The organism is Microcoleus sp. Aus8_D2, from assembly GCF_036702665.1.
Taxonomy (GTDB): Bacteria; Cyanobacteriota; Cyanobacteriia; order Cyanobacteriales; family Microcoleaceae; genus Microcoleus.
This window is the reverse complement of record NZ_JAUBUN010000034.1, coordinates 21914-43730: the sequence shown is the minus strand read 5'-3', so window position 1 is coordinate 43730 and position 21817 is coordinate 21914. Positions and strand designations below refer to the sequence as shown.

General features: G+C 48.0%; 21 protein-coding genes. 10 read left to right on the top strand and 11 right to left on the bottom strand.

Annotated elements, in window-relative coordinates; all coding sequences use genetic code 11:
- Positions 1-374: 374 nt before the first annotated feature.
- Complete coding sequence (locus QUB64_RS23310; protein WP_333275670.1) at positions 375-1142, top strand: DUF1350 family protein; 768 nt, start codon at positions 375-377, stop codon at positions 1140-1142.
- Between the two features lie 28 nt (positions 1143-1170).
- On the opposite strand, the gene QUB64_RS23305 is transcribed toward QUB64_RS23310, so the two are convergent.
- On the bottom strand, positions 1171-1665 hold the full coding sequence (locus tag QUB64_RS23305) for an ATP-binding protein (protein ID WP_333275594.1): 495 nt from the start codon (positions 1663-1665) through the stop codon (positions 1171-1173).
- Positions 1666-2193: 528 nt separating this feature from the next.
- Here QUB64_RS23305 and QUB64_RS23300 point away from each other — a divergent pair.
- Positions 2194-3330, top strand: coding sequence for a PP2C family protein-serine/threonine phosphatase (locus tag QUB64_RS23300; RefSeq protein ID WP_333275596.1), 1137 nt, complete (start codon positions 2194-2196; stop codon positions 3328-3330).
- Positions 3331-3386: 56 nt separating this feature from the next.
- On the opposite strand, the gene QUB64_RS23295 is transcribed toward QUB64_RS23300, so the two are convergent.
- The 8 genes from QUB64_RS23295 to QUB64_RS23260 form a co-directional block, all read right to left on the bottom strand.
- Positions 3387-3713, bottom strand: a complete 327-nt coding sequence (locus QUB64_RS23295) for an STAS domain-containing protein (RefSeq protein ID WP_293148351.1) — start codon at positions 3711-3713, stop codon at positions 3387-3389.
- A gap of 247 nt (positions 3714-3960) precedes the next feature.
- The gene (locus tag QUB64_RS23290) at positions 3961-4665 is read right to left on the bottom strand and encodes a helix-turn-helix domain-containing protein (RefSeq protein ID WP_333275599.1); all 705 of its coding nucleotides are present in this window, start codon (positions 4663-4665) and stop codon (positions 3961-3963) included.
- A gap of 173 nt (positions 4666-4838) precedes the next feature.
- Positions 4839-5387: a DNA starvation/stationary phase protection protein Dps gene (dps, locus tag QUB64_RS23285; RefSeq protein WP_333275601.1), complete on the bottom strand. Its 549-nt coding sequence runs from the start codon at positions 5385-5387 to the stop codon at positions 4839-4841.
- A gap of 93 nt (positions 5388-5480) precedes the next feature.
- Complete coding sequence (locus QUB64_RS23280; RefSeq protein ID WP_333275603.1) at positions 5481-5741, bottom strand: sulfiredoxin; 261 nt, start codon at positions 5739-5741, stop codon at positions 5481-5483.
- Between the two features lie 120 nt (positions 5742-5861).
- Complete coding sequence (locus tag QUB64_RS23275; protein WP_333275605.1) at positions 5862-6245, bottom strand: type II toxin-antitoxin system VapC family toxin; 384 nt, start codon at positions 6243-6245, stop codon at positions 5862-5864.
- Positions 6242-6481 (bottom strand): type II toxin-antitoxin system Phd/YefM family antitoxin, encoded by a 240-nt coding sequence (locus tag QUB64_RS23270; RefSeq protein WP_333275607.1) that lies wholly within the window; start codon positions 6479-6481, stop codon positions 6242-6244. The genes QUB64_RS23275 and QUB64_RS23270 overlap by 4 nt, the downstream gene beginning before the upstream one ends.
- 46 nt (positions 6482-6527) lie before the next feature.
- Positions 6528-7364 carry a HEAT repeat domain-containing protein gene (locus QUB64_RS23265; RefSeq protein ID WP_333275610.1) on the bottom strand — a complete coding sequence of 279 codons (837 nt, stop codon included), beginning with the start codon at positions 7362-7364 and terminating at the stop codon, positions 6528-6530.
- A 96-nt stretch (positions 7365-7460) separates the two neighbouring features.
- Positions 7461-8147 carry a DUF1345 domain-containing protein gene (locus tag QUB64_RS23260; protein WP_333275613.1) on the bottom strand — a complete coding sequence of 229 codons (687 nt, stop codon included), beginning with the start codon at positions 8145-8147 and terminating at the stop codon, positions 7461-7463.
- A 190-nt stretch (positions 8148-8337) separates the two neighbouring features.
- Here QUB64_RS23260 and QUB64_RS23255 point away from each other — a divergent pair, with 190 nt between their 5' ends.
- The 6 genes from QUB64_RS23255 to QUB64_RS23230 all read left to right on the top strand — a co-directional run bounded on the left by QUB64_RS23255 (position 8338) and on the right by QUB64_RS23230 (position 16273).
- The gene (locus QUB64_RS23255; RefSeq protein ID WP_333275615.1) at positions 8338-8592 is read left to right on the top strand and encodes a hypothetical protein; all 255 of its coding nucleotides are present in this window, start codon (positions 8338-8340) and stop codon (positions 8590-8592) included.
- Positions 8593-8675: 83 nt separating this feature from the next.
- Positions 8676-9746, top strand: coding sequence for an Hpt domain-containing protein (locus QUB64_RS23250; protein WP_333275617.1), 1071 nt, complete (start codon positions 8676-8678; stop codon positions 9744-9746).
- A gap of 231 nt (positions 9747-9977) precedes the next feature.
- A complete protein-coding gene (locus tag QUB64_RS23245) occupies positions 9978-10442 on the top strand; it encodes a Fur family transcriptional regulator (protein WP_333275619.1) in 465 nt (154 codons plus the stop codon).
- A 780-nt stretch (positions 10443-11222) separates the two neighbouring features.
- Positions 11223-13481 (top strand): hypothetical protein, encoded by a 2259-nt coding sequence (locus tag QUB64_RS23240; RefSeq protein ID WP_333275621.1) that lies wholly within the window; start codon positions 11223-11225, stop codon positions 13479-13481.
- Positions 13482-13534: 53 nt separating this feature from the next.
- Positions 13535-15502, top strand: a complete 1968-nt coding sequence (locus QUB64_RS23235; RefSeq protein ID WP_333275623.1) for a DUF3685 domain-containing protein — start codon at positions 13535-13537, stop codon at positions 15500-15502.
- A gap of 285 nt (positions 15503-15787) precedes the next feature.
- Complete coding sequence (locus QUB64_RS23230; protein WP_333275625.1) at positions 15788-16273, top strand: CRR6 family NdhI maturation factor; 486 nt, start codon at positions 15788-15790, stop codon at positions 16271-16273.
- Positions 16274-16570: 297 nt separating this feature from the next.
- Here the strand turns inward: QUB64_RS23230 and QUB64_RS23225 are convergent, their stop codons facing one another.
- Complete coding sequence (locus tag QUB64_RS23225; RefSeq protein ID WP_333275627.1) at positions 16571-16774, bottom strand: hypothetical protein; 204 nt, start codon at positions 16772-16774, stop codon at positions 16571-16573.
- Between QUB64_RS23225 and QUB64_RS23220 the strand changes: the two genes are divergently transcribed.
- Both QUB64_RS23220 and QUB64_RS23215 read left to right on the top strand, forming a co-directional pair.
- Entirely contained in the window at positions 16773-18305 is a 1533-nt protein-coding gene (locus QUB64_RS23220) for a phytoene desaturase family protein (protein WP_333275629.1), read from the top strand. The genes QUB64_RS23225 and QUB64_RS23220 overlap by 2 nt on opposite strands.
- Before the next feature lie 423 nt (positions 18306-18728).
- Complete coding sequence (locus tag QUB64_RS23215) at positions 18729-19943, top strand: FAD-dependent oxidoreductase (RefSeq protein WP_333275631.1); 1215 nt, start codon at positions 18729-18731, stop codon at positions 19941-19943.
- A 134-nt stretch (positions 19944-20077) separates the two neighbouring features.
- On the opposite strand, the gene QUB64_RS23210 is transcribed toward QUB64_RS23215, so the two are convergent.
- Positions 20078-20953 carry a pentapeptide repeat-containing protein gene (locus QUB64_RS23210; protein WP_333275633.1) on the bottom strand — a complete coding sequence of 292 codons (876 nt, stop codon included), beginning with the start codon at positions 20951-20953 and terminating at the stop codon, positions 20078-20080.
- Positions 20954-21817: the final 864 nt, after the last annotated feature.

The window sequence follows — 21817 nt, the reverse complement described above, 5'->3', positions numbered from 1 at the left end:
TTAGTCCATCCAATACGGTTCAGATCAGACCGTATTGGAGATAAAACCCTCTGAAAAATAGATACGGATTGCTCTCCCGTCGCGCCATCACAAAAAAGCGTTAACAATCGCCTATTGTGTTATATTAAACCGCCACCCTCAACCCGATCGAGCGGGAAATAGCAGCCTGCGTCCGCCGTGCTATTTGCTGCCAAAACACTTACAATAAATAAGGTGTAAGTAAAAAGTCAAGTTTTTTGAATAAAAAAATGGGTAGGAAACCTATTTGTTAGGCAGAAAGTAAAAGCAAAAATTTAACAAAAATTATGCTTTTTACCTTCTACCTGATACCTTCAGATAACGATCGCCTTTTTACTTTGTACTTGATTGAATTTATGGACTGGCAAGAAATTTCTGGTAACTGGGTATTAATTCCCTCGAAACCGCTCGCGATCGTACATTTTCTCGGCGGTGCATTTGTGGCGAGTGCACCGCAACTCACCTATCGCTGGCTGTTAGAGGCTTTGGGGAATCAAGGATATGTGGTAGTAGCAACGCCTTTTGTGAATACTTTGGATCACATGGCGATCGCCCGCGATGTCCTCAACAAATTTGAAAATGCCCTCGATAGGTTGCGCGCCACTAAATTGCTCAAATCTTCGTATCTCCCCGTCTACGGTATGGGGCACAGCATGGGATGCAAACTGCACTTGCTCATCGGTTCGGTGTTTGACGTAGAAAGGGCAGGCAATATTCTGATCTCTTTCAACAATTATGCAGCATCCGAAGCCATCCCGATCGTCGAGCAAATTTCCCCCGTCTTTAACGTAGAGTTTACCCCTTCCCCGCAAGACACCAATCGCCTCATCCAAGATAGCTATCAAATCCGGCGCAATCTGTTAGTCAAATTTAACGGCGACAACATCGACCAAACCCTGCTGTTGACCGGTCTGCTAAAACCGAGATTTCCCGACATGATTACAGTTCAGACTCTAGCCGGCAACCATCAAACGCCCTTAGGTCAAGATGTTAGCTGGCCTGTCGGTCAAATTTTTACACCCTTCGACGCTCTTGGCCAGTGGGTAAAACAAGAAGTGTATCGAGAATTAAATCAATTAAAACGGACAATCCTGCTGTGGCTCAACCCTCTGTCCCGCGTTTAAAAGCTGCGATCGCCCGTTAACCTGTAAGTTACTCCGGCCCTAGTTGCAAAATATCAGATGCATCGTTCGCCGTTGGGATAGGAGTATAATTTTTGATGATCGACAGACAGTTCCGACCAGCAGTTCTGGTATAACTGAGACTGTCTGCGATGTCTTTCATCAACTTGAGACCCCGCCCGCCCGAAGCTTCTGGATCGATTTCTGACATATCTCTAATTTTTTGGTCTAAATCAAAGGGAGGGCCCGAATCCCAAATTTTCATCTCTACAGATTCAGTACACACCACCACCTCAATGTCAACCGGCAAATCCGGCTGCTTTCCACCGTGGGCGTGACGCACCGCATTTGTAAAGCCCTCAGCCAAAGCCAACTGACAGCGTATCCACACACTTGTGGGAATTCGCTGTTCGTACAATTGTGCAAACCACGACAAAACTGGGTCTAAAGCACTCAGACCAGTATTGATTTGAATATCCGCTTTCTTGAGGACTCGCAACTTTTCGGAACCTTTTAATTCAATCACGCTCTGCCACTGAAATTATAGTTCCATAAAATAGAGGCAAATATTGTCTTGCCTGTACTTTACGTTTTTAACTTTTTTCCCAAAAAGCCGGGAACTGCTAGGGGCAACATCACCCATGGCAGTTATTCACCGGCAGCGTCATTTTCCACTAATAGGGGCAGCAGGCCATGTAAAAACAGCCAAAATTGAATGGGAGTTAGATTATACTAGCTTTTGCTGCTAGGAAAATAAATGTCAAATCGAGTAATTAGCTGTTTATGATACCAGAAGCGCCACCCCGATGTCAATTCGCGCCAGCAGTTCAAAAAAGTCCATAAAAGTTTATATTCTGAGTATAAACTGGGTGAGTTCGACTTCGCCAAAATTTGGCTCAAATTTAAAGGTAAATTGAACTCGATGGCTGGCAGGCAAAAGCATTTACCTGGCAAGCGATGTTATTAGACTATACTCAATCTCAGACAATCGCGCTGACAGGATATATTTTTAATGACCCCCAGACCTTGAAAGACTTGTACTACCTGAGTGCCCATGTTTCAAATTCTGGTTATTGACGATGATACGGCTGTTCAAGAACTACTGAGAAGAACCCTGAAAAAACAGGGTTACGAAGTGACAGTAGCAAGTAATGGCGAAGACGGCGTAGCCCAGGCGCAAAAAATGCGTCCGGCCTTGATAATTTGCGATTGGATCATGCCGCGCTTGACCGGCATAGATGTTTGTCGTCGAGTTAAGGCAGATCCGGAGCTGGCAACTACGCAATTCTTTTTGTTGACTTCTTTGGGTTCGATCGCCGATCGAGTCAAAGGGCTCGACGCCGGTGCCGACGATTTTATCTCCAAGCCGATCGAACTCAACGAGTTACAGGCGAGAGTACGCGCCGGATTGCGGCTGCACCAACTCAGCCGAGACTTAAAAATTGCCAAGCAAAGCCTGGAAGCAGAGCTAGCCGAAGCAGCCGAGTACGTGCAATCGCTGCTGCCAGATCCGATGACGGAACCTGTCAGCATCGAGGCAAAATTCATTCCCTCCCGGCAGTTGGGAGGAGATTGCTTCGACTACAACTGGCTGGATGCCGATTATTTGGCAATTTACTTGCTCGACGTAGCCGGTCACGGTTTGCGGGCGGCGCTGCCTTCTGTGGCGGTGCTGAATTTGCTGCGATCGCGCGCGCTCCCCAACATTGACTACTACAAACCCAGCGACGTTTTGCGGGCCCTCAACACCACCTTCCAGATGAGCTACCAAAATGACAAGTATTTCACCATCTGGTACGGCGTTTACAACCGCATTACTCGCCAGCTCACTTACGCCAGCGCCGGCCATCCCCCAGCGGTGTTGATTTCCCAGTCGCCTGCTTCCACTGCTAAAATCAAGCGATTAAAAACCCCCGGAATGCCGGTCGGGATGTTCCCCGACGCCCCCTATATGGATAATTGCTGCGATGTCGAGGATTTAAGCACTCTCTACATCTTTAGCGACGGGGTATACGAGATTCACCAACCTGACGGCAATATCTGGGGGCTAGACCCTTTCATCGACCTGCTAGCATCTTACAACGGTGCAACTGCCGACCAGTTAGAACTCGTTTTGAACTACATTCAAAAGTTGAACGCTAAAGCAGTTTTTGATGATGATTGGTCTTTACTCAAGATCAACTTTGGCTAGCTGACCTCTTGCATCACATTTGCAACCAAATGGCAAGAAGGCAGCAGCCAAAAGAGTTAGTTAGTTGAGAGAATTTTGCTATTAAAAGCATCCCGGGTCGGAAAGATCTCGAAAACTCGATCCATGCTGGTGAGTTCAAATAAAATGCGGATTTGCTCGTTGATAGAACAGACGACTAATTGACTCCCAGCGGCCCGGACTGTTTTGAGCGCCAATACTAAAGCGCCCAAACCAGAACTATCCATAAAAGTCACATCTTGGAAGTCGATCAATACCACATCGGCTCCCGCTTCCACTAGGTCGCTAATCTCTTGGCGGAATTGACTTGCCTTGGTGCCGTCTAAAATGCCAGAGGGCTGAATAATTTTAACTACAGGACTCATATTTTGCGGTGGGAATGTCAGAATTTCTAAGCCAGACTAGGCTAGTATAGCTGCGAGATGGACTCCGATCCAAATCAGAGAGGAGGAAAGCCCTCTGGGCGGAAAAATAGTTTTGAGTGCGCTCCCTTGTTTTCGGAGCCGATCGCAACACTTGCCTGACTCGCCGCGCACAGGGGCGAGTTATTTATGAGATGGGGAAAATATTTTTTGTGCCGAATGCCGAATGCTGAATGCCGAATGCCATTAATCAAACAGAGCTAACTTTGGCGCGGTAGAGGAGTTTGTCGCCTTGTCTGTAGCCTGTGTAGCGGACTTTGACGGGAGTTCCTGGCTGGGCTGTTCCTTCCAGGAGTTGATGTTGTTGCGGGTTGTAGGGAATCTCTGCTCCGACAGGGGCGATCGACTCTATCCCCCAATGCTCCAATAACTGCTCGACGGGGCGCAGCAACGGCAGCAGTTTCTGGGCCCGCAAGTTATGATTTTCCTGAGCTTTGCTCGCAGCAGTCGGCCACTGCAACATCCAAGATTCTAAAATTTGCACGCTGGAGAGCTGGAATTCCTGCATCAAAGATTCTCGCTGCTGTGCGATCGAAGCTTGGAGGCGCTGATATTCTTGTTCTAAGGCTGTGGGTGCTGCCTTTTCTAACTCTACAAAGTCGGGCGCCAAGGTTGCGAGCAGTTCGGTTAAGGAAATTTGCAAAGCTTGACTAATTTTGAGCAGGATGTCGGCTCGGGTTTTCAAAGCTAAGCCGCGACGCAGGCGGATGACCTGAATTTCGGGAACTCCTGCTTTTTGGCTGAGTTCTCGATCGCTCGAAATCCCGGCTTGTTGCATCAGGCGTTGCAGTTGAGAAGCATAATCTGGAATATTAGCTGCCACGAAAAATTGATCCAAATTAATAAATGGACATATTCTCGATCGTAAACTGTTGGGAGCTTTAAGGAAATACATCTTTGGGGCGGGCTAGGAGCAACGGCCCACAAAAGTTGTGGCACAGGCATCTTTGGGGCGGGCCCTCTTGGCCCACCCCACAAAAGTTGTGGCACAGGCCAGAAAGCCTGTGGCGGGCCAAGAGGGCCCACCCCACAAAAGTTGTGGCAGGGCCCACCCCACAAAAGTTGTGGCTATTTGAGGGCAACTTTCTGGGCGACGGCTGTTGCAGTTGTCGCAGAGCCTTGCAAATGCGCTTCTAGGAACCACAAACGCTTGTCAATAGCCCGCGAAATTTCGGTGTACAAGTCGGCTGTATCGGCGTCGCCGAGTTCTGCTGCTTTGTCGATCGCCACTCGCAGGTGTTGGGCGTAGGGTGCGTAGCGATCGGCCAAAGCCGTCACGTATTCTTTCCCCTCTAAAATGTCGAAGGGAAATTCTGGCAAAATCGAATCTGCGGCGGCTGTGCGGGCTGTTCCGACAGCCAAACCGCCCAAGGCTGTGGCTCGTTCGGCAACTAAATCAATGTATTCTTCTAGTTCCCCCGCCATTTCGTCAAACAGCAAGTGCAACTGGTAGAAGTCCATGCCTTTGACGTTCCAGTGAGCTTGCTTGACTTGAGTTTTTAAGTCCAGAGTCGTGGCTAGCGTGGCGTTGAGCAGCCCGACTACTTGAGAGCGGGTGGCGGCTGACATATCGATGCGCGTCGGGTAAAGGTGTTGTTTGTGGTTGTTGGCAGTCATAGGTTTTTAGGTTGTTAGTGGTGATTGTCGATCGAACATCTGAGACTGTTTTGACTGTTTTGGGCGATCGAATATTTGCCTGTCGTGAATTGCTCAGGCTAGGTGCATCTGCAACACAGCACGGGGAGCTCGGCGTATTTTACAGGGGATAGTTTCTAAACCGAGACGCTGACAAGCTTCGTACCGGTGGCAGCCAGAAAATCCGTAATACTGGCCATCTACTTCTAGCACGTCGATGGGTTCGTTTAAACCTACCTCGCGGATGGATTCCATGAGGGCGGCTACTTTACTTTGGTCGTTGACTCGCGGCAGGGGGCGACGAATCTGGTTGAGGGGTATGGCTTCGATCCTCATGGCGGCTCTCTGTTTTGCTTCTTATTAAATCATACTCGTAATGACTTCGACTTGGCAAGCAAAATCAGGATCGCCACGATTTAGAACTCATTCGGCTGCACCGCGTTGTTGAGCTGTGTGCTACAGGAGACTCACCGAGTACGCTCGGATTGCTGTATCCACTTTCGCAATTGCTAACCCGTTTTGTAATGCCTGACAAATCAGCATTCGATCGAAGGGATCGCGGTGAAGCGGTGGCAATTGAGCCAGTTGAGCAACGCTCTTTTCATCAACGGCAAGGCTGACGATTTGATGCAAATCACGCTGTTTGGGCAAATAGGTTTCAGGTGGCTCCGGCAACGGCAATTTGCCCAACTGGTACTTGATGATTGACTCCCAGACTGAAACCACACTCAAGTAAACCTCACGATCCGTGTTACGAATTGCATCTCGAATATCTGCTGATAATCGACTATCGCCACTGATAAACCAGAGGAAGATGTGTGTATCTAGCAGAATTTTCATTTGCCCTCGAACGCACTCAAAATCTCTTCCGGCAAAGGTGCATCAAAATCATCAGGCACAGTGAACTCGCCAGCACACAAGCCAAATGGTCGTAGCTGCTTACCGCTCGACGAGATGGGTCTCAGTTCAGCGATCGGCTTATCTGCTTGAAGAATCACAAAAGTTTCACCTGCCTCCACTTGACGCAGATATTTTGAAGGATTGCGCTGAATTTCATCAACTGTCACGCTTAACATAAAAATGCCTTAGTGTAAGCTCAATGGACTAACGTGTTAGACTAATTTACGAATATGTTTGAGTCATATTTGAGATAAAAGCTTCAAGCTCACCTACAGAATATTGACTTAACCCCTTGGTATACAGGTAATTTGTAAACGCGATCGATAGATGGGCAAAGCAAAACTTTGGTTTATAATGTCGTTCTAAGTCTTTCCGTTTCTTTTTACGCTCTGCCTTCGGTAGATTGTAGGTCTCGCTACGAAACTTGAGAACTTGATACTCATACTCTGCCTCTGACTGAATGAGAATATTTGAATCTCGTCGCAATTGCTCAGTAAACTTGAATTTCCTTTGAAATAGTTCGTCTTGCACCCGCGCATCATCGCCAACAAATTCAGACAGCACATCGATAACTGCCCATCGAGTCATGTAAACCGGGCTAGTCACCATAGACTCAAGAAGTGCCCAGAAGTTTTCGGTTCCGAGCCAACCCATCTCACCAATTAGTCTCGGCAACAGGATTGGATTGATGTCTCGTAATGCACTAAATGCTTGATTCAGCATCGGGAGACTGCTATAGCTGCAAGTCTGACCCAAGGTATAAACGACTTCCTGACAAATAAAAAGGTTTGGAGAAAAAAGAAGCTGCTCGAGAGTTTTGACGATCGAAGACTCTGAATAACCTTGACAAAACTTTTCACAATCAGGATTAGGAGAGCCAAAAAGAACTAAATCTCGAATAAAGAGACAAGTTAAACTAACTGTTTCATAGTTCTCTGATTGCAAAAGTTCATTGATGATATTGCAAAGTTCTGCCGAAGATACAGAATTAATAATTGTAGCTAAATAATCGATGCTTCCAAGGTGATTGATATAGTATAAAAGGCTAGTTGCTATCATTTTTATTTGTTTTACTGTTGCCTTCTGCTAATTTTCGTGATTGGTCTGAAGTTATTTCGTAAAACCAAACCTTTCCCTTACCACTGAGACTCAATCCTATCCATTCAATCCAGCAATAATATTGACGCTCATGGCCAAAATAGCAGTGTTAAAAAAAAACGACAGCACGCTGTGAAAAAGCACCAGAAATCTCATGGAACGAGAAGTCGTCTGCACGTCGGCGACTTGGCAAGTCATCCCAATCCCAAACGAGAAATATAAAAAATCTTTGTAGTCTGGTTCGTCGTCCCCCGGAAAATCCAAACCCCCCGCCTGCGAGTAGTTGCCGTGCTGTTTGCTGCGATTTTTGTAAAAGCTGCGGGCGTAGTGCATCGTGAAGATAGTGTGTACCTGCATCCATGAGCCAACAATTGTCAGCACAGAAAGCGCCAAGTGCAGCAATAGCAAATTTGGGGGCAGGCCTTTGGTATCCCGCAGCAGGAAGAAGATGGCTAAAAAGCTAGCAAAAGCGGCTGCCGTAATTGTACTTAAGATTGTTAAGCGGCCGGCGTCTAACTGCTGAGCGTTGTGGCGCATCAGTTCGGGAGTGCCTTTGAGCATCAGTATCCAAGTCAAAATCAGGAAATTGACCGCGCCCGCGTTCCAAATGCACAGCGTCCGAGTCAGGAGGAGATAGTCAGGTGGCAGGAAAAAAGCAACTGCTATGGCGAACAGAACAGAGGCAAACAGGCGGTGTCGGACGCTCCACGCCCAGTGCATTTGAGATTGGGAAACATTTCTCACAGTAATCTAGCCTAAGTTAGCCACAGTAAGGGTTAGAAAATCCTAACTACTGCTATTTTGACAGGAAGTTCCCAAAAATAATCTATTGGTAACACGCAACACGGGCAGGATTTTTCATGCCTTTCGATAGATCGATCGACCTCAACGCTCTAGGTACAGTGGAAAAAAAGATAAATTACGGTTTGACATTATGGCATCCTCCCAACCCCTCAAAGGCATTGAATTGATCGACTGCGCCAAAGCCAACGCCCAACAAGGAATCACCACAGCCGCGCAGCTTTGCGGCTACGGAGGCGACCTCAACACCTTCGAGCGGGAACTGAAACAGGCTTGCCAAAACATCGGCGTCGAAGTCAAGGAGTTGAGCGACTTGATTACGGATCAGCAGACGATCAAACAAGGAATGGGCATTGAAATCGCTCCAGACACTCCCTCAGAACTCTAGCCTCAACCTCCAGCCCACCAGGAAAGAGAGCTAAAACCGCGCCGACAAGAGTATTGTCAGCCTGCAAGCTGAGGCAGGCTAGAATGTCTTGCATGGGAGCTTCCGACTCTGGGCGGGAGTCGCGTTTCCTCCCGCGAAGAGGGTGCTTTCTGGAGGGGGCTGAGATTGTTAGGAGGACTGTCGTGTCAGATCAGCAAGACCGAATAATGCGTTTGTTTATAGAGGAGGCTAAGGAGCACCTCGATACTCTAGAAAATGGTTTAGTGGATTTGAAGTCCACGATGAAAGACCCCGAAATGGTCCAAGAGATGTTTCGAGCCGCCCATTCGGTCAAAGGAGGGGCGGCTATGCTCAGCTTGGATAGTATTAAAACAACCGCTCACCGCTTGGAAGATTGTTTTAAAGTGCTCAAGGACGGGCCCGTCAAGCAGGTTGACCAAACGGCAGAATCCCTATTTTTAAAGGGAGTTGATACGCTTAAAGACTTGCTGGCGCGACTGGAAGGGCCTTTTGGCTTGAGGAATGAAGAGGGAGAAAAACTCGTCCAGCAGGTGATGCCAGTTTTTGCTCAACTGGAAACTCATCTCAACAACTTGGCGGCGGGCAAAGTTCAGGCGGTTGCTGCTGCTGGATCTCGTGCGCCCGCTGCTGCTCCAACAGCGGGCGCTGTGCCGGCGAATTTTGCTGTGGAAGTGATGGTTTTACTTAAAGAGATGTTGCAGGTGTTCAAGCAGAAAGAATCTGCTGCTAGTCGCGAGCAGTTGGCGGCTGTGTGCGTTCGCCTCTATAAGTTGGGAGCTAAATTTGAGTCTTGGCAAAATTTAGTTAAAACAGCTAGAGGGGCGATCGTTAATCCCAAAAACTCTTATAAAGTCTTAGCTCCGCTGGTTATCAAAGAACTCAAGGATGCTGGGGATTTGGTGCAAGCGGGGAAAGTTAAGACGATCGCTCCGAGTAAAAATTTGCTACTCTTGGCAGCAAGCCCAAAAGCAGCAGAGGTAAGCGCGCCAGCAGCCCCAGCAGCCGCGTCCAAGGAAGTAGCACTTCCCGCCGAACCGAAGGCGGTAGTCAAGCTTTTGCTCAAAACCTTCAACAAAAAGCAACTCTCGGAAATCGCCAAGTTACTGGTTCACGCCATCAAATCCTCGAACTAAAACTTGTTGCAGTAGAAGATAGAGTTAAAGCAATAATTGTGATGGGAGAATTTTATGGTGCGTGCCCTCCGCCTGAGTTGAGCAGCAACTCGAAAAAATTCACTCTCTTCGAGATTTTTGCCCTCTAACTTCTACTGTTCGGCAACCCTGCGTTAGAATTAAGGGATATAGGATCGGCGTGCAATATTGTACCAGAATAAAAAATCGATCAGGCTTTAGAAGGCGGTAGCTGTGAAACCAATTCGTTCATTAGAAGATGCTTTAAACCGCTGTCAGGCGATGGGAATGCGCTTGAGCCGCCAGCGTCGATTTATTCTAGAACTTTTGTGGGATGCAAAAGAACACCTCTCGGCTCGCGAAATTTACGATCGCCTGAACCAACAAGCGCATTCGATCGGTCATACTTCTGTTTATCAAAATCTAGAAGCTTTGTCGAGAGAAGGGATTATTGAGTGCATAGAACGATCGGAGGGACGCTTGTACGGGAATGTCAGCGACTCTCACTCTCACGTTAATTGTCTGGATACGGCTCAGATTCTTGACGTTCATGTGGAACTGCCGATCGACTTGATTGAACAAATCCAACAGCAAACAGGTGTCAAAATTGTAGACTACCGGATAGATTTCTACGGATACCGCTCGGCTGGGTCAGCTACGGAAGCATCGAGTGCCAGCGATACGCCAAAAGCTTCGTAACCGATGAGCCAGCCGCTGTTATCAGCACAACAAATATTTTGGCTGGGGATGCTGGCGGTATAAAATGATTCAAGTATTGAGGGCGCTCGCTCGGGCACAGATGGTCGTCGCGCGCCGCAATTCGGCAGAGTAAAGAACACTGAAACTCGATCGGCAAGTTGGGCGATCGGGGAATAAAATTTAGAACTCAGCCAAAAAATCAGTTCTACCCGCTACACGTAAAAGTTTAGACAAAATCAGGCTTTAGTACCCGCTTGATTTTTTAGTCCGCAGGCGAGTGGACGAAAGTTTGTGTAGGATAGGTTTCAACCGCGCCCGTCCGATCGAGGGAATTTCTGACCCAAATTTAGTATCAGACCTGAGTTTAACCACCCCCAAATTTATCTGCTGAGTCAAATATAAAGGGAGCATCTCATTTTTGTAAAAAGCATTTTTTTGCTTGAGTGCGAGCATGAGCTCGATCTGGCACGATAAAAGCTTGCGCACAGATGCTCCCAATCTAAAATCTCAAATCGAAAAATGGAAAATCGCTCGACTGACCGGGCTTTATACTGTTTTTTCTGCTAAACTGCACCCGGAAGCTGTGAATAATTGTTTGATAACTGGTATGATTTACGTGCTTATTGAGCCTAAAATGCTCGGAAGCAACCAGTGGGGCCAGACACGAACCTCACTATAAAACGCCGAAGAGGGAAAGATTGCCAGTACCTTGAAGGAAGTTCTCGATCTCCTTAACAGGAGTTGAGAAGCTCACATCGCAATCGATGATTTGATGTGGGAGTGTCACGCAGAGAGCGCATTACAGGACAGGCTGAAGTAATGGCGAGACGACAATCTGACCAATTCCACACACCACCCAAATACAACCCATCCCCCAAACCGACGGCACAGTTGAGTGCAGAGGCGACAGGCGATGCGAGTTCCTCCCTTACGGCGTCGCCGAGGGAGGGGAAAAGAACTTTTTGGCAGTGGCAACTGATCTGGCTGAGTCTCCTGGTGGGATTTGGAGTAACGGGTGCCGCCGCATTTCTGTGGTTGCTGACGATGCCACCCCCACCCAATTGCCAGCAACTGTCGCCGCTGGCGGCGGACGGAGAGCGACTTTACTGCGCTCAACAAGCAGCTAAGTCTGGCAAGCTAGATCAGCTAGAATCGGCGATGGCACTGGTGCAGGCTTGGCCGAAAGAACACCCGCTATATTCGCAGGGTCAACATTTGATCGGGGAATGGTCGAAAGCTATTCTGGCATTTGCCAAGGCGAAAATTGAGCTGGGCGATTTGAAGGGCGCTCTGGAGATTGTGGCGAAAATTCCGAAAACCAGTCCGTCTTACCCAGAGGTACAGGAGGCTGTGACTGCTTGGGAAAAAAATTGGCAGGAGGGCCAAAAACTCTACGATACAGCCCTAGCAGCTTTGAAAAGTGAGGATTTGAGGAAGGCGTGGGATTACGCTCAAGCTCTGTTCAAGCTGGAAAATATTTTCTGGAGTCAGAAGCGCTACAACGAGCTGATAGGGCAGATTTCTTTGGAAAGAAACGGCTGGCAGCGCTTGCAAGAGGCGAGAGATTTGGCGCAGGAGGGAACTCCGCAGAAGTTCGCTGAGGCGATCGTCCTGGCTCGCAAAATAGACCCGCAGCTTTTTGCCCGCGCTAAAGCTGAAAAGGAAATTGAGGGCTGGAGCCGCACTTTGCTGGTAATGGCGACTAAGCGGTTGGGGGCGAAAGACCTGCCGGGGGCGATCGAGGCTGCTTCTGTGGTGCCGCAGGATTCGCCTCTGTTTGCGGAAGCTCAAGATTTGATGCAGTTGGGTAGAGCTCAGGCGGTGATGTGGAACCAGTCGGTATCAACACCGCTGGCGCAACACATTTTTACGTTGCTCGAAGGGCAGGGTGCTGCTAGCAAAATTGCTCCGGGCCGCCCTCTGTACAAGCAGGCTCAAGTTCAAATTGAAAGTTTACAGGTGCAGTTTCAAGATTTGGTGCGGCTGCAAATGGCGAGCACGATCGCTAGTTTCGGTCAGATAGGGGCGTTTCAGGTAGCGATCGAGCAAGCGCAAAAGATCGGGCCGAAGCAGCCGCGGCGGGTTCACGCTCAAACTTTGGTGGCTACTTGGCGCCGGGAAATTCAGCGAATCGAAGACAAATCTTTGGTGACTCTGGCGAAGCAGTTGGCAGAAGCGGGAACGGTTGAAGGACTCAAAGGTGGCATCGGCCAGGTACTGCTGATCTCTCAAAACCGCCCCCGCAGGGTAGAGGCGCAAACTCTCTTGGCTCAGTGGACTAAACGCATAGAAGTTATTCAAGATCAGCCTTTTTTGGATGAAGCTATCGCCCTGGCGAAGGAAGGAAAACTTAGCGCGGCTATTGATAAAGCTTCGGAAATTAAGAGCGGTAGGACTCTGTACGCCAAAGCTCAGGATAATGTCTATCAGTGGGTGAGCGAACTGCAAGTTGCTCGAGACAGACCGATTCTGGATCGAGCTGCGGAATTGGCTTCTGGCGGTAGTCTCTCGGCGGCGATCGATATGGCTTCCCAAATCGGTTACGGTAGGGCGCTGCATTCAGAGGCGGCAGGTGCGATCGGGCGCTGGAGTGCCGAACTGAGAGCCAACACTGCACCGCCACCGGCGGCGGCGGAACCGGCTCGCGAGTACGCGCCGGCTCCGCGACAGGAGGAGTACGCGCCGGCTCCGCGACAGGAGGAGTACGCCCCAGCTCCGCGACAGGAGGAGTACGCCCCAGCTCCGGAACCTTACTATCCGCCCGCAAGACAAGAAGCCCCGGCTCCAGCTCCTGAGCCTTACTATCCGCCCGCCCGGGAGCCGGAGCCTTACTATCCGCCCGCCCGGGAGCCGGAGCCTTACTATCCGCCCGCCCGGGAGCCGGAACCTTACTATCCGCCCGCCCGGGAGCCGGAACCTTACTATCCGCCCGCGAGACAAGAGGCCCCGGCCCCGGCTCCGGCTCCGGCTCCGGAACCGGCGCCGCCCTCGATTCCTGAATCGGCTGGGCCTCCTGATGCTAATTTGATCCCCGAGTAATTGGGTTTTAGCTGAGGCGCCTCTAAAATCTCACATCTAAAATTTAAAATCGAGTGAGTAAATTCCAACTGCTGTCGATCGATCGCGACCCCATTTTCCGGCTGGGGCTGCTAGTCGCGATCGAGCAGTATCCAGACTTGCAAGTTGTCGCAGACGTATCAACGGGAACCGAAGCCTTGCAGGTTTTAGAAACTCGCTCGATCGACTCTGGAAGAGCCAAGAAGCCCGCAGATTTGATAATTTTGGGTTTTGAGAGCGTAAATTTGCGATCGGCTCAAATCGAAGCGCTGGCAGTTTGTCGCGAACTCAAAAGTTTGTACCCCAACCAGCCGCTGTTGCTGCTAGGCGGGCCGCTGACACCGGAGCTGTGGGCACAGGTACAAGCTGCGGGGGCGAATGGCTATTGTCCTAAAGGTAGAGATATTTCCCAGACAATCGAAGCTATTCGCGCGGTGGCATCGGGAAGCACTTATTGGCCAGCGGATGCGGCAGCTAACTCGGAAATAGAACTAGATTCAACGGCGGTTCAAACAATAGAAAACTCCCCAGAAAATGCAGAGGATAATGCTGATTGTCAGACAGTTGATACGCCAGTACACCAAAAAATTATGGCTTATTTTTGTCGGTCTGGATTGCAGGAAATAGATGCGGCTTTGGCGGTTGTCAAAGCTGATTTGCAACAGGTGAGAGTAGCCGATCCGACTGATTTGTCTTCTATTTTAGATGGGGTTGTACTCAGGGGGAAGCGCCGAGAATTGCTGGCTGCTCGCTGGATAGTCAGTCAGTTATTGTTTGAAGGAATGGCCCAGAAGGAAGAAGGAAGAAGAGAAATGGAAGTCGGAAGAAAGAAGGAAGAAGGAAGAGGGGACAAGGCAGAGGGAACAAGGCAGAGGGGACAAGGCAGAGGGGACAGTTTGTTGAATAATTCTCAGTTGCAAGTGGCGAATTCTCAAGTTTCGGGTGAGTCTTTGGCGGTTGCAAGTGATTGGCAAGGAAGTTTGTTTGACTCGGTGGCGGCTAAATTGCAGTTGGATTGGGTGAATTTGACGGGCGTGCCTTTGGAAATCGATATTTTGCGATCGACAAAACAGCGCGAATTGATGATTTCCATCCTGCGGAAGTTACGGGAGTTGCTGGAGGAATTGCGCTTTTCGCAAGTGCAGCCAACTCAATTGTCAGAAAAAATGCCTGCTATTTTGCGGGATTTGTGGGAAGCGACAATCATAGATTTTTTGGGCAGATACTATACGCTGCCAATGGGAGAAAATCTGGTTGTTGACAGCAGTCAAACAAGTTTGAAACTGCCAGAAATTCAAGGGGAAATCGCTGCTAATTTATTGGGAGGCAGCGGCGTAGAAGTGGTGCCGGTGCTGCTGGCAGATGAAACAGCAGTTGCCACGGAAATCCTTGAGAAAATTCCGATGACAGTTGATTTATTTGCACATTTGCTATTTGAAATTCCGCTCACAGTTGACAATATTTCTTGTGTGGCTGGCAGCCCGCAAGCGATGCAGCGAGCTGAAGCTTTGTTAGAAAATTTGGCAATTCAAGTTGCTAGCGGAGTGGTGCAGCCTCTGCTCAATAATTTTGCGGATATTGAGGAAATAAAGCAAAGTTTTTACGATGGCAAGTTGATTTCGACACGAGAAATTGAGCGGTTTCGGAATAACTTATCGTGGAGATATCGCTGGGATAGCTATTTTGTGGAACCGAAAGCTATTTTTGAAAGCAGGTTTTGGCTGTTTGTTTTGCGAGATTCTGGAATTAAGAGAATTTCTATTTATGCTCCGAGAAATCTGGAGTTAGCACAGCTTTCTGGGTGGCAGTTGGCTTTAACTTTGCTGCTGGAAACTCGGGATGCGATCGCACCTAGAGTTCGGGCAGTTATTTCGCTGTTGGGCACTGCTGTTGTTTACATTTTGACGCAGGTTATAGGGCGGGGAATTGGTTTGATCGGGCGGGGAATTATTCAGGGAATTGGTAATTCTTTACAGGATACCAAGTTTGGTAAAAATGGCTGAAATCCTGCGAAAAAATCAACGCTCACAAGGTTCGTAGTGAGGACTTTAGTCCGCAAAAAAGCAGGACTGAAGTCCTCACTACAAACCCGTTCGTAGTGAGGACTTTAGTCCGCAAAAAAGCAGGACTGAAGTCCTCACTACAAACCCGTTCGTAGTGAGGACTTTAGTCCGCAAAAAAGCAGGACTGAAGTCCTCACTACGAACCAGCTATATTGAGTCATCTATCGGTACGAGGTAATTGGTGGTATTATAGATAATGACTTAATTCTATAAGGTTGACTTTTTATGAGTATTATGATAGCGATCGAGGCCGATCGCATAAACAGTTTAGATTTGTCTCCGGTGCGGACTGTGATTGAACAGTGGCTGGCCTCCGGAGCGATCGCCCAAAACGAACAACAGGTACAATTTGAAATTGAGTATCCGCGCGAAGAATTAGATCCGCGAGAAATATCGGAACTTCCAGAAGTGCGGCTGTGGTTTATTCGCTTGGATGCTTGTTATCCTTGGCTGCCATTTTTGCTGGATTGGAAAGCCGGAGAATTGGCCCGGTATGCCGCGATGTTAGTGCCGCACCAATTCCACCGCACCCAAGGCATTCAGTACAATCCTGAAGCTTTGGAAATGTTTTTGATGAGCAAAATTTTTGTGTTGACTGATTGGTTGAACCAGCAGGGAATTCCTAGTAAATCGAAGTTGATGGCAATGTCGCAGATGTTTGGTTACGATTTGGATGATGCTTTTTTTGATGTCATCGTGCCACACAAATAACACCTTGTGCATCTGATTAACATCATCCTAATTGGGGAGATAACTCTATACCTTAAGAGTTACGCACAAAGGTAGAAACCCGGTTTATGACTGGATGCTGCGTTGCTAAACCCAAGATTTGTTCCGAGAAACCGGGTTTCTTGAGTTCCATAAGGATTATCGTCAGCGTGATGGCTAGAAACCCGGTTTCTTCTATTGTAGGGCGAACCAGAAAGCCCGCCCTCGAAGCTCTAAGAGACCTGCATAAATGCTTAATCAATCTTAACAGCAGCCGCAAGACGGCTTTAATACAATGTTTCAAGCAACTCGCCCAGCAATTTTGTTGCTTGACTTGACACTTTTCTGAAAATTTAGAGTTAGTTTAGATAGATATAAGTAGGTGAGAACGTTCTTAGTTGCTGAAACCCATGCGGTCGATTGCGACTTGCTTCTTGCTTCTTCCTTCTTGCTTCTTCCTTCTACAACGATCGCCCGATTCAATCGATCGAGGAAATATCCCATGAAAACAGATTACCTCATCGTCGGTAGTGGTTTATCAGCACTGGTTTTCGGAGCCTTGATGGCAAACTCCGGCAAAACCGTGCACATCCTGGAAGCTCACGAGCACCCCGGAGGCTTTGGCCACACCTTTACAATGGCCAAAAAATACACGTTTAATGCCCAATTCCACTACGTTTGGGACTGCGGCGAAGGACATACCGTCAATCGAGTCCTCAAAAAACTCAATCTCGATCGCGATGTCACCTTTGAGCGCTACGATCCGAATGGCTTCGACCACATGAGAATGCCTGGATATGCCCTAGATATTCCCTCAGAAGCAGAGGAACTGATCCGGCGATTGTCGGCGCTGTTTCCCGAAGCCAGCGACAGAATTCGCAAATTCGTCAACGAAGTCGAAAAAACTGGCGAGGGACTCAGAAAACTCGCCCCTCCCGTCAAACCAATTGAATTAATCAAAAATTTCGGTGACGTATTCTGCGCCGTCCAACACCTCAACAGCACACTGCAAGACGTTTTCGATAAATTCCAACTCCCGCAAGCCGCCCAAACTCTATTAGCGCTGCAATGGCCGGACTTTTTGCTCCCTCCGAACCAGCTTTCTTTCTATGCTTGGATTGCCTTATTTCGAGGCTATCAAGAAGGTGCATTTTACCCGACGCAGCATTTTGAAGATGTCATCAATTCTTTAGTTAAAGTCATTGAATCCAACGGCGGGAAAGTTCTGCTCAACCATGAAGTCACGAATTTCAGGCTGACAGATAGAACCGTCACGGGAGTTGAAGCGATGGATTTGACAACGCATCAAACCCATGAATTCACGGGCGACACGGTGATTTGCAACCTCGACCCGAAAAGAGCGGCCAAGATGATTGGAGAGGAACTGTTCTCGAAAACAGTGCGGCGGAAACTCGATTATGAGTATTCTGCATCCAACTACATGGTGTACTGCGTTGTCAAAGATATCGACCTGCGAGACTACGGCTTTGGCAAATGGAATACGTTTCATTCCGAACATTTGGATCTGAATGAAGCTTTTGCTCAAATGTACGATAAAAATGATTTTTCTCGTCCGAGTTTTGCGATTACCACTCCGACTTTTTTGACGGAATCGCGGGGGGATTGTCCCGAAAATTGTCAAATTGTGGAATTTCTAACTGTTGCTAACTACAGTTATTTTAAACAACTTTGGGAGACCGACCGCAAAGCTTACAGGCAGAAAAAACAAGAGATTTTGGACTCAATTTTAGACGTAGTTGAAAAACACTATGTTCCTGATTTCCGCAAACACATGGTGTTTCATATTACCGGAAGTCCTACGACTAACGAGCGCTTCTGTTGGTGTCCTAACGGCAATTCCTACGGTTCTACCCTGACGCCGAAAAACATGGGGGTCGATCGGCTAAATCACGAAACATCCCTCAACAATTTCTATTTTTGCAACGCTTCCTCGGGCTATCCAGGCTTTGCGCCGACATTTTGGACGGGGGCGCTGCTTTATCAACGTTTGTCCGGTGATGCGATTTTAGGGTGAGGAATCACCATTAAATAACTGCGATATTTCGTGGCTTGGGTTGAGGTTTGGGCGATCGAAAATTGGTTGATATCTATGAGGAGACGGCAGTGCATTTTGCCGTGTCAACTTAACGTCAAAGTTAGTGCAGGTTGGCTGTCTGACGATTAAGGCCAGATCCCCCCTAACCCCCCTTCTTAAGGGGGGGACAAGAAGTTATCAAAGTCAACCCCTACTCCCCTTCTTAAGGGGCGAATAAGAATCTTATCAAAGTCAACCCCTACTCCCCTTCTTAAGGGGGATTTAGGGGGATATGGTCTCGGCAATCAACGAAAAATACAAAGGTTTTTCGCCTTAAGTTAACACCAATAAACACTGCGTTGTCCTACCCGGAATCCAAGCATTCAATTAATAACAATCCAACTATCAATTTAGGAGTTAACCATGAAAATTGCAATTGTTGGGGGCGGAGCTAGCGGTATGGCGACAGCCTACTGGCTTAACAAACAGGGACACCACGTCACTGTGTTGGAAAGTCAACCGATTTTAGGTGGACACATTCGCACGCTCAATAAAAATGTTTTACCAAATCAATCTGAGTGCAATGAAATATTAGAAAATGGTGTCCTGGAATTTCCAACGGTGTTTTACAATTTCATTGATTTAATGAAGGAATTAGGTGTTGAATTAGAACCAGTGCAAATTGGTTCAGCTCTGTTTTTTAAAGATGGCGGTCACTTTTTATCGGCGGTTGCTATTCAAAAAAATTTCACGGGAATCCGACGCCTGATTGAGTATTTGCGGCTCGACAGTCTCTACGCTCGTTCGGCGGGATTTATTTTAAAACTGCGGTTTGCTAAACAGCACGATTTCTATGATATGCCGCTTTCTCAGAGTTTGAAAAGGTCGTGTGTCCGCAATGATTGGCTAAAGTTGCTCACGATGTACAGCTATTCTATACCGTTTGAATTGCTCGACGATTTTCCAGCGGAATTGGCGATGCCGGTGCTGCGGGAATATGCTTCGGTGAATTGGGTGAGAATTAAAGGCGGGGTTTATTCTTACATTGAAAAGATTCTGGAGCGGTTTAAAGGCGATATACTGCTGAATGTGGAGATTGCCAAGATTTTTAGAAGTGCTGATGCTGTAAAAATTGTGCTGGCGAATGGGGAGATTTTCGAGTTTGATAAGGTGGTTTTTGCGATGCCGCCAGACCAAGTGATGAGGCTGTTGGCTGACCCGACGGAGGCGGAAACGAAGCGGTTTGCGGCCTGGAAACCCAATTATGCCACGACTGTGCTGCATTCGGATACTTCGATGTACGATCGCTACGGTATCCGCAAGTTGTCAGAATTCGATTTTTTCGAGACGGACAAGGGATGGGGCTACAATGCTAGCTTGAATCAGCTTTGCGGTATCACATCGGCGCGAGAGTACAGTTTAGCGTTTCGACTTGAGGAGGCGATCGCCAAACAGCACATTATTCACATTCAAAAACATCACACACCGCTGTATACTGTCGAGTCTTTTCGATACCGAGACGAAGTTATCGAGACTAACGGCGAGAACAATACCTATCATGCGGGAGCTTATTTGGGGGATGGCTTGCACGAAGGAGCGATTACCTCTGCTTTGCGAGTCGCGAAATTAATCGGGTAAGCTCAATAATCAGGTGAAAAACTCGGGAAAATAGCGGTAAATTGCTTGTCGGTACAGCACTCTCACAAAAGTAATTAATTAATAATGTCTGCATCAAAAGTTAAACCAATGCGAGAGTGATTTTTGCCGAATGCTTACGCTGCGACACAACCCGTCGCAGTTAAGTAGACACCATACCTCACAGGCGCGGCCATTGTCGATCCGCCAGCTAACTGAGTACCCTCAAAGTTGGCTCCGATGAATGTTGCGCCGCTCAAGTCGGCTTCGCTCAAGTCTGCATAGCACAGCCTAGCCCAATTGAGGTTTGCTTGCACCAAAGAAACTCCCACCAGATTTGCTCTGGTTAAATCTGCTCCCGTCAACTTGACACCCCGCAACTGAGCACCGCTGAGATTGGCTGCTACCAAATTCGAGGCTTCCAAGTTTACCCCGTTGAGTTTGGCTTCGCTGAGGTTGACACCATTGAGATCCGTCCTGCTGAGGTCGATGCCGTTGACATAAGCTTTCCTCAGAATGATGCCTGTTAGTTCAGCGGCAAAGAGCTTTGCACCGCTGAGTTTTGCACCTCCGCAGTTAGCCCAGTTGAGGTTTGCTCCCGTGAGGTTAGCGCCCCGCAGGTTGACGAATTGCAAGTCAGCCGCACACAAATTAGCATTCCAGAGGATGGCGCCCCGCAGGTTGCTACCGATGAGTTGGGCGCCGCTCAACTTAGCCCTGGGAAGTTTTGCTTTAACGAGGAAAGCTCCGCTGAGATTGGCTTTCGTGAGATCTGCGTCGGCTAGTCTGACTTGGCCCATTTTGGCAAAACTCAGATTGGCCCTGCAAAGGTTTGCGCCGTTGAGATCTGCTTTGGTAAGATGCGATCTACTCAGGTTAGCTCCCGACAGGTTAGCCCTCGAAAGGTTTACTCCGTCCAAGATAGCTCCGCTGAGGTTGGCTCCGCCCAAATCGGCGCCAGCAAAGTCTCTGTTACCATTTTCGTAGTCTTTGAGCAGCTCGGTTACTTCCATAGCGGTCAGATTCCTAATAGCGAAAATTTATCTAGAAATACTCACTCTTGATAAAGATTTTATATCGAATGGAGCGGAGGCGATCGCACTTTCAAGAAAGCTGAAAATTAACTTTATATTTTTCAAGATACTTAGTTCTTTTTGCAACACAGAGGACTGTTTTTGACGGTCAACCGTAGAATCAGGGCTTCAGGGGGATCGGTACGAAGGCAACGGGGGGCGAGGCACACGATAGGCTTTCGGGTCAATCAAGGGTTTCAGACTGCGACCTGAAAACAGTCCGGTTCAAATTAATTTTCGACCTTGTAGCGATGAGGGATTTATGGATATGCCTAACGGTAGATGCTATTTGTTCAAAACCTAGTCGATCATCTACCCAAGATTATCAAAAACTCACAGAAAGTCAGATCGTGTCCGCTCAAAAGACATCAGTCAAATAGGTTCGATCGTTCGGACTTCAGTCCTAAGCATTTTCTGAGGGCTGAAGCCCTGACTACGAACTCATTTTATTATTAAGGGTAATTGACCGGATACGCTCTAAAATCCGTTTGAGGCAACCCGCTCTAATTGCGGTTAGGCAGATGTTTAAATCTATGTTATGCTGAGGAAAAATGGAGGAATAATTATGTCAAAAGAAAGAAAAAGCAACAAAGAAGTCAAAAAGCCCAAAAAACAACCTGACGGTGTTGCTAAGCCGAAGGATGACAAAAAAAATTATGGTAGTACAGACGGCCGCAAGTAGAGATAGCTGCCCCTCTCGGGAGCGCTATTAATGCTGTTCAATGTTCATTACTATAGTTTTTTCACATCCAAATATCCCTGTTTGGGATGAGCCTAAAACCAGTTTATTATATCATGTCGGCT